Raw genomic sequence first — 13,969 nt, 5'->3', positions numbered from 1 at the left:
TTAAATATACCTCTTATTCGTATTTTGGATAACTTGTGAACTTATAATCAGGTCCGATTTGAGTAACCGTAAGATTTTGCAGCTGGATGGCATCAGACATCTTTTCAATACCAGTCCCACCAAAAAAGGAAGGTGAATGCTGGCCACCGATCAGTTTAGGTGCGATGTAGAAAACCGCTTTATCAACTAGTTTGTTTTCTAGAAAAGCCGCGTTAATCGTACCTCCACCTTCGATCAAAAGGGAAGAAATCTGATTACTTCCTAGCGTTCTTAAGACCTCAAGCGGGTCAACTTGTGATTTACCAGCAATAAACACTTTTAATCCGTGAGCTTCAAGTTGAAGCTTTTTTTGCTTGTCATAATTTTCGGTAGTAAATACCCAGGTTTCAGCTTGATTGTCTCTTACAACTTTAGATTCTAAAGGGATCTTAAGTGTCGAGTCCATAATCACTCGAAGCGGATTTCGACCATTCAGAATTCTGGTCGTTAGTTCAGGGTCATCATGAATGACCGTATTAACGCCAACGAGTATAGCTCGATTTTCATTTCGCATTTTATGCACATCTTCACGAGCTTCTGGTGATGTGATCCATTTGCTATTGTTCGTATGACTTGCAATTTTCCCATCAAGTGTGATTCCTGATTTCAAAGTTACGAAAGGGATCTTCTGGACGATAAATTTGTAGAACACTTCATTCATTCGTTTTGATTCCTCTTGAAGAATTCCTGTCTCAACTTCAATCCCTGCATCTTTTAGTATTTGTACACCTTTCCCAGATACGAGTGGGTTAGGATCTAATGCAGCAATGACCACTTTTTTAATGCCTGCTTCTACAATCGCTATAGCACAGGGTCCCGTTCTCCCATGGTGAGAGCAGGGTTCTAGTGTAACATAGATCGTACCACCTTTCGCCTTATCTCCAGCCATACGAATGGCATGGATTTCTGCATGAGGTTCACCAGCTTTAAGGTGTGTACCAACCCCAACGATTTCGTTGTGATTTACGATTACAGACCCCACCAAAGGGTTGGGGTCTGTTTGACCTTTCATGGCTTGTGCATTATTTAGGGCGAGCTGCATGTAGAATTCGTGACTACTCATTCGTGAATACTCCTTCATCTAGATGACCAGATCGCTTAATCTTGGTTTGAAGATACTTCTCGTTGTATTCAGAAACGTCTCCCCAGATCGGAGCACGTGCTGTAACAGAAAGACCAGCTTGATGAAGTGCTTCTAATTTTTTCGGGTTGTTAGTAATGAGTGTAACTGGCTTTGAACGTAATGCTTTTAATACTTCAATAGCGTCTTCGTAATTTCTAGAATCATCTACAAATCCAAGACTCTCGTTCGCCTCTACGGTATCTTGTCCACTTTCCTGAAGAAGGTAAGCCATCGCCTTACTAAATAGACCAATACCACGGCCCTCATGGTTTGCTAAATAAAAGAGTGCACCTGTCCCATGTTCTACAATCATTTTCATCGACTGCTTTAACTGGTATCCGCAGTCACATCGTTTGCTGCCAAAAATATCGCCTGTGTGACAGATGGAGTGCATACGAATTAGTGCCTCATCATTGTAAGCAAAGTCACCATAAACTAAAACACTGGACTGTTGATATTCAGCCAGGTTTGCAGAGGATAGCTTGTCGATTACTTCTTCAAAGTTTTCGGTCTGTTCACAGCCTTCAAGCCAACAGTACCAGTTGAAAACAACGGTATCTCCATAAAGATTAACAGGCAGACGAATGGGACCAACTAAATAAATCGCACCTTCGTCTTTTTTTATAAGTTGTATTTTATCTTCAAGTATGGAAAGAACTTTTTGTTTTAAGTTTTTACTTTGTAACATACTTATACCCCTTTTTATAGTTCATACGTATTTTGTCGGTTACTTCGGTGAATATGTTTATTTTATACCAGATAATTCGATTGAAAGTAGTGTTTTGCTCTCAATGGAAAAAAAAAGCATCGACACCATCAAATAAAGGTTCAATCCTTGTGTGTTCATCATAAATTTTATGAAAGAGAGAATTTCGGTTTTATCTATAATACATCGATTGTATAAACTTTTTATATGGTATGAAAAAAGTATAAAAAAGCGTGTATGTTAGACTATTTCTCTATAATTTCAATAGTGGTTAAGAGTGACCATAAAGTTTTTAAAGGAATAGGTCTTCCTTCATAAAAGAGATTAAAACCTTGTTTTAAAGTAGCATTAGTAGAAGAATATCATTATACCTTATACATAAGAGAGGAATGAATTTATATGGAGAAGATATCAGGGGAAGAGTACGCACAGTATTATCAAACTTATGTAAGCTTAGTACCTGAAGGGGATATCATTCAAGTATTAACAGATCAAATGAAAGAAACAGTGGGAATCGTTAGCAAGTTAGATGATGAGCAGCTTTCCTACCGATATGCAACAGGGAAGTGGAGCGTAAAAGAAGTGGTTGGTCATATAACCGATACGGAGAGAATCATGAGCTATCGTTTATTATCGATCGCACGAGGGGAAACAAGCTCACTTCCTGGATATGATGAAAATGCTTATGTAGAGGAAGCTGGCTTTGATGATATTCCGGTAAGAGATTTAATAGAACATTATGTATCAGTACGCTTGGCGACAATCCAGCTTATTAAGAGTTTGAGCAAAATGGCTTTAGAAAGGAAAGGAACAGCAAATGGTCATCCGGTTAGCACTCGTGCCCTAATGATGATTATAGCTGGTCACGAAATGCACCATCGTAACATCATCGTAGAGAGATACTTATCAAAAAATTAAACATTTGTTTAAAAAACGAGCCGATTTCACATGAAATCAGCTCGTTTTTGTGTACATATTGATCGGCTAAATGGTGTTCATCTCGATCGCAGCTCTGACTCCTGACTCCACGGCTCCTTCCACCCATCCATGCTTGAGTGTTGTATGTTCCCCTGCAAAATGCAGTCTTCCCTCCGGAGCTTTAATCGCTTCAAATAACTCTAATTCTTGGTAGGGCTTAAACATCGTAAAGCATCCACCTGCATTCGGATCCGTTGACCAATCATGGCTAAACCCTGTAACAAAATGTTGATAGATGTGATCGCCGTGAAACTGTGCGAGATATTTTAATGTTTCTTTAATTTTCATCTCATTTGACGAACTTCTCCAAGGAAACGTATCATCTTCCCACGTATAACTTCCAATCACGACACCTGATGGGATGTCTTGACGGATACGACTCGGATAATGAGTGAAACGTGTTGCTTGATCAGTGACAGTTTTTCCACCAGAAAGGCCATTTTTTTCCCAAAAACGATGTTTAAATTCAAGTCCAATCTTGATCGAGGGTACATAATGAAGTTCCCGAATCGCTTTTCTTTTTAAATAGGAGAGCGAATCGTATGGTTCAAAATCCACAAAATTAAGAACGGAATAAGGCAAGGTAATTAAAACTTTGTCTGCTTCAAATGAAAAACGATGTAGTGTTTGAGGACTTTCTGTATATAGTTTAACGGTAGACTCTGTCTGCACAAGGCGAGTTAGCTTCTGCCCAAAATAGATATGATGCCGTAGTTCTTGAAGAAAAGCACGAGGCAGCTGATCGTAGCCGCCTGTTACTTCAAAATATTTGAGTGGAGGTTTTTTAAAGATGATTAAAATATCTCGAAGCATCTCTAAAAGAGAGAGCTCCGGAAGCCCCTCTAGTGACAGGAGTACTTTAATCATATCTATAGCTCCAGCTGATAAAGATCTTCCGTAAGGGTTGTTACGTAGATAGTTATCAAGGGAGTACTGTTGAAAGTTCTGAATGATGATCGGCCAGTTATTATCAGGATCACGATCTATGAAATCTGCAATCGGCTGAAGAGCATAAGCAATCAGCTCTTCAGCCGTTTTTCCTTTTTCATTTTCTAAGACTGGAAATCCTAAGATATCAGGATTTTTCTCATAAGCATTATAGGTGGTCCGAATGCCATTGACTAAAAGAAGGTCATGAGGATTGCTGTTTACGAATTCATTAATCTCTAGGTTGTACTTCTCGATATATGCTAAAACAAGTTTATGCATCTCAGGAATTCGCATCGCACCTGCTTCGTAATAGTTACCGTGGGTAAAAGGTGATCTGACTGTGTAAATACGTCCGCCAACTCTGTGAGTAGACTCTAGAAGTATGACCTCGTGTCCAGCGTTCTTTAAAAGTGTGGCTGCAACAAGCCCGGCCATTCCTGCACCAACGACAATCATCCTTTTTGGAGAGCTTGTCATGGGTAAACCGTTCTGTATAATATCCAGCATTCTCTCAACTGTTAAACGGTTTGAATTCATCACAAGTCCCCCTAAATGAACGTTCATTCCTTTTAACAATGTATTAAAAATTATTAAAGAATATTATTTTGTAATTAAAACTAAAAATGACAGCCAATGATGGCTGCCATTTCTCTAAATTTATACTAGTTCCTCTGTTTGAACTAAAACATCATCTTTATTCGGATAAGTCTTCTCGATATGTTGCTCACCCCAAGCGCAGAGTGAATCTAAAATCCCTTTTAACGACCAACCGTAATCGGTTAGAGAATATTCAACACGTGGTGGAACCTGATTGTATACTTCGCGAAGGATAACCCCATCATCTTCTAGTTCTCGAAGTTGTTGTGTAAGCATCTTTTGTGTGATTCCTGGCATTAATCGCTTCAACTCACCGGTTCTTCGTTTATCTTTTATAAGATGGCAGAGTATGACGACTTTCCACTTTCCGCCGATCACTTCAAGTGCAGCTTCAACAGGTATATTGTATTTTTTCATCCATAATCACCTCTATCGCTTAATTGTTACTTAAAAGTGCCTACATTACTTAAAAGTGCGTACTTACTTTTAGTTTGCGTATATTTCATAATAGCATTAAGTCATCCGAATGACTAGTTCATTCACCAACTAAAAAAATTAATGGAGGGATTAATAGATGAATTCAACAGCCGTTCAAACGGAAACCACATCGAAGTCAAAAGGTGGTTTTCCAGCATTATTAGCATTAGCCATTTCGGCATTTGGTATTGGTACAACTGAGTTTGTACCTGTAGGACTTTTATCTTCATTAGCATCAGATCTTAACATTTCAATCACCCTCGCAGGATTACTCATATCTGGATATGCGATGGGTGTCGCATTCGGCGCACCGGTTCTTACAGCGTTAACGAATAAAATGAACAGAAAGACACTGTTACTTCTGTTAATGGTCGTTTTTATCGCAGGTAACATGGTTGCAGCAATATCAACAAGTTTTACGCTGCTATTAATCGCGCGGTTCATTACAGCATTTTCTCATGGTGTGTTCTTTTCAATAGGCGCTACAATCGCTGCGGATCTCGTACCTGAACACAAACGTGCAAGTGCGATCGCCTTTATGTTTACAGGGCTTACTGTTGCAACGGTAACTGGGGTTCCTCTTGGAACATTTATCGGACAAACCTTTGGATGGAGAGCTACGTTTTGGGCAGTGGCCCTACTAGGTGTTGTTGCCATAATCGCTAGTGCGATCTTAGTTCCAAAGAATTTAAAAGAAGCACCACCATCAAGTTTAAAAGATCAGTTTAAAATTATTAAAAATGGTCGTTTGCTATTAGCTTTTGCGATTACTGCTCTAGGTTACGGAGGAACGTTTGTAGCATTTACGTATTTAGCACCGATCTTAGAAGATGTAACAGGGTATGCTCCAAAATCTGTTAGCTGGATATTGCTAGGCTACGGGATTGCTGTTGCGATCGGAAATACTATAGGTGGTAAAGCAGCAGATAAAAATCCGACCAAAGCTTTGTTTTGGATGTTCGTTGTTCAAGCCGTAATATTAGTGATTTTGACATTTACAGCACCTTTTAAAATTGCTGGGACGGTTACTATCTTCTTATTAGGACTTTTAGCTTTCATGAATGTTCCGGGTCTACAAGTTTATGTTGTGAAACTGGCTGAAAGATATGTACCATCTGCGGTAAATGTTGCGTCAGCCATTAATATCGCCGCATTTAATCTAGGTATCGCGATTGGAGCATCTGTTGGAGGACTGATCGTTGACTCGATCGGTATCATCCATACACCTTGGATTGGTGGAGTTATGGTATTTGGTGCGGTTCTCTTAACCGCATGGAGCGCAGCACTTGAAAAAAGAACAATTTAAAGGTAAAAAAGAAGGCAGCCACTCTGGTTGCCTTCTTTTTAAGCTGTTTTTTTCTTTCTCTTCACTTTAGCCACAATCACGACAAGTAAAAGGGGCAAGAATCCAAAGATAAATGTTACAGGTGTCTGCAAGAAGGAACCAGATTCACCTAATTCAATTTCATTTTTGTACATCGTAAGAGAAAGTAAGAACACGACGACTGTGATGATGTTAATAAAGTGTGCAGCTTTTACTTTAAATAGAGTAGAAAGAGCTTGATCAAGTATAAAAAGCAATAAAGAAATCTTCATGTACGTTCCTAGAATTAATGCGATGCCAAAGATCGCTTCTACACGTTCAACGATCTCGCCGATACTGATCAGCTGAGCAAGAACATGTAGAGGGAATTTTTTGAGAAACACTAAAGGGCCAAGGCCTAACAACGAACAGAGAATTGTAAGTGTGAGTACGATTCCATTGATGAATAATCCTAAATAGAGCCATTTATTGATAGACTGGCCAGGTTTTTGCTTTACGAGATAGATGATCATGGCAAAGAAAAGAACATCCATGTAAGGAAATCCAAAACCCACATATACGCCGTGTAGAATCGGCTTAAACCCTAAAGGTGCTAAAGGAAGCAGATTGGTGATCTCATACGTGTTGTAAGGCAGAATTAACATGATGATGAATATGAATAACAAAATGTACATTAATAGATGAAACATGCGACCCATCACTTCGATTCCAGCTTTTGCGGTTAAGCTCGAAGTGATTAAGATGAGTAGATGAAAGATAAAGAGCGGCGTTTCTCTCATCATCGATGTCGTAAAATATTGCCCCATTCCATATACAATGTTTGCTGTGATGTACAACATGACTACGAACAACGGAATGATGATTATGTATGCCATCACATTTCCGACTGTTAGACGAACTTGGTTCACATAACATTGATCAGGATATTCGTTGTGAAGCGTTAATACGAGAGATAAGATGACAAAACCAACTAAGTTAGCGAGAAGCATGGCGAACCAGGCACTGTTATGAGCAGCAGCCAACATTGGCCCTTGGATATTAATAAGAGCTGAACCTGTCATATACACTTGAAATAAGACTGCCATCTGCCAATAACTAATTTTTCCTGTGTGCATAAAGGTACTCCTTATTATTTTACTTGCAGCCATGAGGTGATCGCTTCAGCCATAGGACCAACGATTACCTGGAATCCATCATCTAAATTAGGTAGGTTACGGCCTGTTAGATAAGAATAAAGCATATATCCTGCAGGAATGGACAGCATGAGATAAATTTTTTTGGACTTATTATCTTGCTTGATCGATTGATAGTCGAAGTATAAGAGTACGATCAAGCATCCTATAATGAGTTTTTCAATCATAGTGATTCCTCATTGTTCTAATATTTTTTGTGAAAAGGTTTGCTTATGTCTGTACCAGTGTTCAAGATGTTAACTTCTGATTCAACATGGAAAACAGCGTCTTGTAAGTAAGGAATCTTTTCTTTTTTTATGCGCTGCCATTCTTTCGAGTTCGAGCGATAGATATGATTTCCCAATCCGATAATGTCGATATTCTTTTTTTGTGATTGTTTTAATAAAACCATCATGTTACTATTCACTTGTTTTTCTAATTTTTTATGAAGAACTTCTAATTGTTGTTTCGTTTCAATAGTCGAACATTCCAATTCTCCTATGCTAGCTTGAAGCTTTGGTTGAAGGGAGTAATGAACAACACCTTCTTTTATCTCAAGAGATGAATTTGTGTGAGATTCTGTGATCTCAAATGATTCTTGCAGTTTACTTCCCTTACAAGTGATACCGATAATTCCATACTGAAAATCATTAAGAGCCATCATAAGTGACTTCGTTTCTTTGTTTGAAATAATCGTCTTCAGTTTTCCGCCTTTAAAGATAGATAAACCATCGACAAAGATGCTTTTTTCTCTTTCTTTTTCCTTTCTTAGAAAAGGAGCATATACCGTATCTACCTCGCTATGAAGCTGCTTTCCAATCGAAAATAAATTAGCGGGGTAGGTTTTGGCACTGAATTTACTTCCGGTTTTCGTTACCTCATTTAACTGTTCACTTACTGTGTTTTCGACATGTGGCTTTATTTTGATGTAGTCAGAGGCGGTCCCCTCTGTAACCGCAACTCCAGTTAAAAGTCTTGGTTCATGATCTCGGTAAAAGAAGTCAAGAACGGATCCGAGATTTTGTTTTCTAGCGACTTTTTCACTAATCACAATAAATCGGACATGTCCCCAGTTAGCTTTTCTACCTAAATGGATGGTCACATCTCTTATAGCATCAAAAACGGATTTTGCTTCCGTTTCAAGCTCGAAATAAGATTCACCACCACCGCCTGCTGACGCAATCTTTGGAGCAGGCTTATAGAATTGAGTGGTAAGTTTAATTCTTCCATCTTTTTTTTGATCGATCGCAAGAGATTGAACAAAAACATATTCAGTGAGTTCTGCATGATCCCAGCAGCCTGATAAAAAAAGGAGGGAGGAGGCAACGATGTATTTGATTAGCTTCTGCAAAGTAAACCCCACCTTTTAATATGTAATCGCCTTAAACGTTTTTTCCTGTACTTCGATGTTTTAATAACTTTTTTAGGGACAAACGGAAGAATCCGTCTTTAAGCAACGAGGTGCTGTTAAGAGTAAACGTACCAAGATAAGGTTCTTTCATAACATGCAACTTGGAAAGATGGAGGAAGATAAGAATAAATCCTAAAAATAAACCGAAGCCTCCCATAATGGCTGCAAGAAACATTAAGGGTATTCGCAATAAACGTGCAGCGAATCCAAAATCATAATACGGGATAGAAAAGGAAGCGATTCCCGTTAATCCAATAACAACGATCATGATCGGTGATGCGAGACCAGCGTTAATAGACGCTTCTCCGATTATCAATGCTCCAACGATACTTACGGTAGACCCAATGGGTTTGGGCAGCCGGACACCTGCTTCTTGTAAGAGTTCGAAAAAAAATAGCATGATCAAAGCTTCTATGATTGCAGGAAAGGGTATCCCTTCCCGTGTATCCAAAAGAGCGATCAGTAGTACGGTCGGTATTAATTCAGAATGAAAAGTAGTCAAAGCGATATAAATGCTAGGTAAAGCCAGGCTCAAAATAAACCCCACAAATCGTACCAACCTGATGATTGATGAAAATACAGATCGTTGATAATAATCCGAAGCGGATTGGAAAAATTCATTAAACAATCCGGGACAGATAACGATCGTGCCTGTTCCTTCCATTAAGATAATGATCTTACCTTCTAACAACGAGGCTGAAGCAACATCAGGTCTTTCGGTAAATCGATATTGAGGGAACGGAGTAACGGACGACTCTTCAATCAATTCAGCAATATAAGAAGTTTCTAGAATTTCTTCGTTTTTAATCTTGTTGATTCTCGATTCAAACTCTTCAAGCATCTCTTTTTTTACGGTTCCATCTAAATAGCCGTAAACAAATTTTGTGTTGGACTTGCTATCTGTCTGTTTGAAAATAAACTTAAGATCGGGTGTCTTTAACCTTGAACGAATCAAGCCAAGGTTCTTTTGCAGGTTTTCTATCGTTCCTTCTCGAGGTCCTACAACGACTACCTCGTTCTGTGGTTCTGCAACACTTCTCTTCTCTACAGAAGAAGCATCAAAGCTCAGAGCTAAATCCCATTTGTCAAAAAGCAAAACAATATGACCATTTACGATGTTGGCATTTAATTCATTGTAGTTTTTTAGTAGCATGACGGGCCTTGATGAGACGCCTTTATTCTCAAAAAACACTTTTATCTGTTGAACAGAAACAGCAAGTGAAAGGGCTGCCTCAAAATCAGGCATATCCTTTAGTACCTGGTGAAGCAGGTTAGATTTTTCTTCTTGAACGAGAGAATCACAATGTACAACAAGAGCTTCTTGTTTATAATCTGAACCAAATTGAAAGTGTCTGATCTTAATATCATCACAGTTTTTATAGAGGTTACGCATATATTCATCATTTGCTCGTAGATCTTTGTTTATAGGAACTTCTACTTTTGTTGTATCCATGATTGTTAACACCTGCCTCATCCTATAATGTTTGATGAAGGAAGAAAACTATACATTATTTACCATGAAAGTCATGAAGGGTGGATGAAAGCTGTAGATTTCCGTTTCATGTGCTTCGCTTTCCGCACTTTCGCTCTATCGCATAAGGGGGCTCGCAAATAGAGTATTGTAACAACCAAAACAAAAAAGCTACCGCAAGATCGGGTAGCTTTTTTAAAGTTCGAATCCTTATGATTAAATTTTTTCCTGTGTTCCCACTTTAGCATCGGGATCAATCTCTAGACTTGTTTTGTATTCAATCCTTTTTATATCACAGCCGGGTCCGATTTCTATTGTGTTTCCTCGAACTACTTCTGCATGTGTATGTTCAAGGTATAAGTTGTCGCCTTCGATCACCTCTGCGGTTAGTTGGTCATTGTGGTTGCTCATAAAAAACTTAATTAGTTTTTTAAAACCAGATGCATCGCGAGTCTTTTTAACCGTGATGTTCTCGCCACCTATTTCTTTTGCTTCACAATGACGAAGAAGTTCCACATCGATCGTGCCTGCATTTAAGAGGCCATCAATTTTAAAATTGCCGCGAGCTTCAAAAGATTCAGTTTCACAATCTCCTTTTATTTTCACTTGCCCTTTTACATCTATTTCATCACTCGAAACATTTCCATCTATAGAGGCAGAACCACGAACGATAATCTCTTTACCTTTAACATTTCCTTTAATCGTAGAAGAGCCTTGAACCTTTAATTCATCACATAAAAGATTCCCGTCGATATCGGTACTGCCGTTAATCGTCATTTCCTTCACTTCTACATCGCCTTCAAAATGTGTGGATCCATTGATCTTAGCGGTATTTGTTGTTATGTTTCCTTCGAGATGAGCGCTTCCGTTGCATTTGAACTGTTCACAAATAAGATCACCGTGTATATGTGCAGATCCGTTAACCTTTACTTGATCATACTCGCCACCAGATGAAGTCCCTGATCCAGAAATGCTAATGTTTTTTAACTGAGTTTGTTCCATTTCTATTCCTCCTTCAAATATTAAGAAAGCTTTAATTTTAGTTCTTCCATGCACTGACTTAATTTGTAGTGAGCGATTTTTTTGGCTTGAGACTCTAATAAAAGATTGGCTGGTTCAGGTGTAAGAATAAAGATGGAGACCCCCATCTTTCTGATAAAGATCAATTCACTTTCATTGCTCTTAAGGGTCTGTGCCTGTTCGTGAAAGAGCTTCAACAAGTCTAGGCCTTCTGATCGGTTTACATCGCCTGTTTGCAACAAGGAATTCAATACATATAGCGTTAATAACTGATCAAAAGAGAAAGATAGATTAGGCCCATGAAAATTGTTGAACATGTCTAAAGCTGTTTGTGAAACAATGTTACGTTTAGTAAGTTCTTCTGTTGATAATGATGTAAGTGTTGGAGAAGGGGAGAACATATCAGCTAGTTCATCGAGTGATAAATCATCTTTTAAGGTTTTTATCTTTTCGATGCGTAGCAAAATATCATCTTTAGGAAAGAATGTTTCTTGCCCTGTAAAGGTAGATTTTCGAATGAACCAGTTTTCTGGAATCAAGTTCTTTCTTTTCCATCTGTATAGTTGGCCGTATGAGATATTCGCTTCTTCTAATAGATCTTTTTTTGAGATTAGATTTTCCATGATTAACCTCCTTGTTTTCAATGTAACATAACACTGTTACGTTATGCAACGATTTTTAAAATGATATAAAGGAAAGTGCAGAAAGACTTTTGAATAATAATAGGTAGAAGGTGGAGGGGTTAATGGAGAATTGGTTTAGTGCAGGGACTTCTGGTTTTAGGATGTTTCAGTGGGAGCATGTTTCATTATTAGTTTTTATTTTCTTTGTGAGTATAAGCATGTATGGTTACCGTATTCGGATTAGGAAGATGCACGTATGGAAGAAGATCTTGATCACAGGACTTATCGTCTCTGAAAGCACATATCACATATGGGCCATTCATAATGATTTATGGGACCTTCATATTTTCCTTCCTTTGCAGTTATGCAGTTTCAATATTCTGCTATGCGTTTTGTTGCTCTTAACGGATAATCGGAGACTTTTTGCTTTTGTTTATCTTTTTGGACTAACAGGTGCTGTACAAGGATTATTGACACCAGAGCTGTTTCAGGAACCTTGGCATTTTCGTTTCATTCAATACTTTCTGGCGCATGCATTTATTGTTTGGACTGCTCTTTACTACGCGATTATAAAGTCTTATACCATTAGCTGGCATCTTCTTTTTCAATCCTTTTTATGGCTGAACGTTTACGCGGTACTTGTATACGTTGTAGATGTAGCGATTGATGCGAATTATATGTTTTTGCTAGAGAAACCATCGAGTGCTTCTCTTATGGATTTCTTAGGACCTTATCCGTGGTATATCCTATCATTAGAACTAGTCGCTTTCTGTTTATGTCTGCTTGTTTTTATACCGGTCAAAGAAAAACGAATCCACTCCAAAAAGGGCCATCCGCCGTTAAAAGCATAGGTCCTTTTTTTGTACCTTTTGTGACAAAGCCGTGCAAAAGAAGAACATAATGGAATTTATTGTATAATGGAAATGAGGAGGGATTTTATGATTGAAACCATGAACAGGCCGATCAGGTGGATACCTTATCTATTTCTTAGCTTATTGGTCTTTGGCAGCAATGTAATTCTTTATCAGACAACTTATTTCCAACCAGTACCTACTTCTGTGCTCATTGGCTCCATGTTTGATTTTCTTCTTGTTATTCCTCTACTTACCTATTACTTTATTATTCGCAAAAGATACTCATGGAAGCTGACACTGCTTGTCGCATTAGTGAGTTATGCTGTCGCTTCATTTATCATTCCAGATGATCTGCTGAAATCTGTATCATTTATCCCGAAAGCTCTTCTTCTTTTAGAAGCGGGTTTTATCTCCATTGAGCTTTATTTATTGTTTATCGTGTGCAGAAAATTTCCTAAAGTAAAGAAGACGTATCGTGAGTTAAATAGAGAACTACCGTTTTTATTAAAAATCAAACAAGCTGTTAACGTCCATTTCACACGAAGTCGTTTGATGGATACTCTCGTTAGTGAAGTTACGATGTTCTATTATGCACTCTTTTCCTGGCGTAAAGGACCCTTAATGAATGAACAAACATTTACTTATCATAAGAATACGAGTTATGTAGCTCTCCAGCTCATGCTGATTCACGCGCTGATCATAGAATCGGTCGGCCTTCATTATTTCTTCAGCCAGTGGAATCATACCGTCTCTCTGATTTTACTATTTATCAACATCTATTCTATTCTGTTTCTCATCGGTCAGATGCAAGCCGTAAAAAAAGTACCTGTGATTGTCACAGAGGATTCGTTGATTCTGAATGTAGGTTTTATCAAGAGCCTTGAACTTCCGTTTAAAGACATCCAAGAATGGAAAACGTATGAAGGACCTGATGAGTTGAGTGCAGCTGAACTCAAGTATACGTTTGAAGCGCGAGTAAGTGATTTTATTCCGGAAAAACCGAATATTGAGTTGCTGTTGAAAAAAACTGTAAGGTCAGATATCATATATGGATTTAAGAAGAACGTAACAAGGGTAGTTATTAAAGTAGATCATCCGGCTGAATTAATGAGGCTTATTGAAAAGAGAATGGCTGATGAAGAATGTATTTTAGAAGATTAACAGTCTTTTTTTAGCAAATGTTCAATTTCACCTTGTTAAATGGAAATGCTATTGTTAAGATTTCAGAAGGTTACAGAAAAATC

14 protein-coding genes are annotated in these 13,969 nt (G+C 38.2%); 4 read left to right on the top strand and 10 right to left on the bottom strand.

Annotated elements, in window-relative coordinates:
• Positions 1-13: 13 nt before the first annotated feature.
• Both ribD and FS458_RS17235 read right to left on the bottom strand, forming a co-directional pair.
• Entirely contained in the window at positions 14-1,102 is a 1,089-nt protein-coding gene (gene ribD, locus FS458_RS17240; RefSeq protein WP_144702994.1) for a bifunctional diaminohydroxyphosphoribosylaminopyrimidine deaminase/5-amino-6-(5-phosphoribosylamino)uracil reductase RibD, read from the bottom strand.
• Positions 1,095-1,850: a GTP cyclohydrolase II gene (locus FS458_RS17235; RefSeq protein ID WP_066391291.1), complete on the bottom strand. Its 756-nt coding sequence runs from the start codon at positions 1,848-1,850 to the stop codon at positions 1,095-1,097. Before FS458_RS17235 ends, ribD begins: the two co-directional genes overlap by 8 nt.
• A gap of 417 nt (positions 1,851-2,267) precedes the next feature.
• Between FS458_RS17235 and FS458_RS17230 the strand changes: the two genes are divergently transcribed.
• A complete protein-coding gene (locus tag FS458_RS17230) occupies positions 2,268-2,786 on the top strand; it encodes a DinB family protein (protein WP_144702991.1) in 519 nt (172 codons plus the stop codon).
• A gap of 66 nt (positions 2,787-2,852) precedes the next feature.
• On the opposite strand, the gene FS458_RS17225 is transcribed toward FS458_RS17230, so the two are convergent.
• Both FS458_RS17225 and FS458_RS17220 read right to left on the bottom strand, forming a co-directional pair.
• Positions 2,853-4,313, bottom strand: a complete 1,461-nt coding sequence (locus FS458_RS17225) for a flavin monoamine oxidase family protein (protein WP_144702988.1) — start codon at positions 4,311-4,313, stop codon at positions 2,853-2,855.
• A gap of 120 nt (positions 4,314-4,433) precedes the next feature.
• Positions 4,434-4,790: a winged helix-turn-helix transcriptional regulator gene (locus tag FS458_RS17220; protein ID WP_066391295.1), complete on the bottom strand. Its 357-nt coding sequence runs from the start codon at positions 4,788-4,790 to the stop codon at positions 4,434-4,436.
• Positions 4,791-4,947: 157 nt separating this feature from the next.
• Here FS458_RS17220 and FS458_RS17215 point away from each other — a divergent pair, with 157 nt between their 5' ends.
• Entirely contained in the window at positions 4,948-6,156 is a 1,209-nt protein-coding gene (locus FS458_RS17215) for an MFS transporter (RefSeq protein ID WP_144702985.1), read from the top strand.
• A 38-nt stretch (positions 6,157-6,194) separates the two neighbouring features.
• Here FS458_RS17215 and FS458_RS17210 read toward each other — a convergent pair whose 3' ends face one another.
• The 6 genes from FS458_RS17210 to FS458_RS17185 form a co-directional block, all read right to left on the bottom strand.
• Positions 6,195-7,289 carry a GerAB/ArcD/ProY family transporter gene (locus FS458_RS17210; RefSeq protein WP_186320602.1) on the bottom strand — a complete coding sequence of 365 codons (1,095 nt, stop codon included), beginning with the start codon at positions 7,287-7,289 and terminating at the stop codon, positions 6,195-6,197.
• A gap of 14 nt (positions 7,290-7,303) precedes the next feature.
• Entirely contained in the window at positions 7,304-7,534 is a 231-nt protein-coding gene (locus FS458_RS17205; RefSeq protein ID WP_144702979.1) for a hypothetical protein, read from the bottom strand.
• A gap of 17 nt (positions 7,535-7,551) precedes the next feature.
• Positions 7,552-8,697 carry a Ger(x)C family spore germination protein gene (locus tag FS458_RS17200; RefSeq protein WP_186320601.1) on the bottom strand — a complete coding sequence of 382 codons (1,146 nt, stop codon included), beginning with the start codon at positions 8,695-8,697 and terminating at the stop codon, positions 7,552-7,554.
• Between the two features lie 31 nt (positions 8,698-8,728).
• Positions 8,729-10,210, bottom strand: a complete 1,482-nt coding sequence (locus FS458_RS17195) for a spore germination protein (RefSeq protein WP_186320600.1) — start codon at positions 10,208-10,210, stop codon at positions 8,729-8,731.
• Between the two features lie 234 nt (positions 10,211-10,444).
• Positions 10,445-11,284 carry a polymer-forming cytoskeletal protein gene (locus tag FS458_RS17190; RefSeq protein ID WP_370630151.1) on the bottom strand — a complete coding sequence of 280 codons (840 nt, stop codon included), beginning with the start codon at positions 11,282-11,284 and terminating at the stop codon, positions 10,445-10,447.
• On the bottom strand, positions 11,251-11,871 hold the full coding sequence (locus tag FS458_RS17185; RefSeq protein WP_231607576.1) for a YhbD family protein: 621 nt from the start codon (positions 11,869-11,871) through the stop codon (positions 11,251-11,253). Before FS458_RS17185 ends, FS458_RS17190 begins: the two co-directional genes overlap by 34 nt.
• A 122-nt stretch (positions 11,872-11,993) precedes the next feature.
• On the opposite strand from FS458_RS17185, the gene FS458_RS17180 reads away from it, so the two are divergent.
• Together FS458_RS17180 and FS458_RS17175 are read left to right on the top strand one after the other, a co-directional pair.
• Positions 11,994-12,722, top strand: coding sequence for a TIGR02206 family membrane protein (locus FS458_RS17180; RefSeq protein ID WP_144702967.1), 729 nt, complete (start codon positions 11,994-11,996; stop codon positions 12,720-12,722).
• A gap of 87 nt (positions 12,723-12,809) precedes the next feature.
• Positions 12,810-13,886, top strand: coding sequence for a hypothetical protein (locus FS458_RS17175; protein ID WP_144702964.1), 1,077 nt, complete (start codon positions 12,810-12,812; stop codon positions 13,884-13,886).
• The last annotated feature ends 83 nt before the right edge of the window (positions 13,887-13,969 follow it).

This window comes from Fictibacillus phosphorivorans (assembly GCF_007673525.1).
Lineage (GTDB): Bacteria > Bacillota > Bacilli > Bacillales > Fictibacillaceae > Fictibacillus > Fictibacillus phosphorivorans_C.
The sequence above is the reverse complement of the archived record's forward strand: the minus strand, read 5'-3'. Positions and strand labels throughout refer to the sequence as shown.

Bases quoted from the DNA above. Each gene is read 5' to 3' on its own strand.
- ribD (WP_144702994.1), bottom strand. From the start codon at position 1,102: ATGAGTAGTCACGAATTCTACATGCAGCTCGCCCTAAATAATGCACAA.
- FS458_RS17235 (WP_066391291.1), bottom strand. From the start codon at position 1,850: ATGTTACAAAGTAAAAACTTAAAACAAAAAGTTCTTTCCATACTTGAA.
- FS458_RS17230 (WP_144702991.1), top strand. From the start codon at position 2,268: ATGGAGAAGATATCAGGGGAAGAGTACGCACAGTATTATCAAACTTAT.
- FS458_RS17225 (WP_144702988.1), bottom strand. From the start codon at position 4,313: ATGAATTCAAACCGTTTAACAGTTGAGAGAATGCTGGATATTATACAG.
- FS458_RS17220 (WP_066391295.1), bottom strand. From the start codon at position 4,790: ATGAAAAAATACAATATACCTGTTGAAGCTGCACTTGAAGTGATCGGC.
- FS458_RS17215 (WP_144702985.1), top strand. From the start codon at position 4,948: ATGAATTCAACAGCCGTTCAAACGGAAACCACATCGAAGTCAAAAGGT.
- FS458_RS17210 (WP_186320602.1), bottom strand. From the start codon at position 7,289: ATGCACACAGGAAAAATTAGTTATTGGCAGATGGCAGTCTTATTTCAA.
- FS458_RS17205 (WP_144702979.1), bottom strand. From the start codon at position 7,534: ATGATTGAAAAACTCATTATAGGATGCTTGATCGTACTCTTATACTTC.
- FS458_RS17195 (WP_186320600.1), bottom strand. From the start codon at position 10,210: ATGGATACAACAAAAGTAGAAGTTCCTATAAACAAAGATCTACGAGCA.
- FS458_RS17185 (WP_231607576.1), bottom strand. From the start codon at position 11,871: ATGGAAAATCTAATCTCAAAAAAAGATCTATTAGAAGAAGCGAATATC.
- FS458_RS17180 (WP_144702967.1), top strand. From the start codon at position 11,994: ATGGAGAATTGGTTTAGTGCAGGGACTTCTGGTTTTAGGATGTTTCAG.
- FS458_RS17175 (WP_144702964.1), top strand. From the start codon at position 12,810: ATGATTGAAACCATGAACAGGCCGATCAGGTGGATACCTTATCTATTT.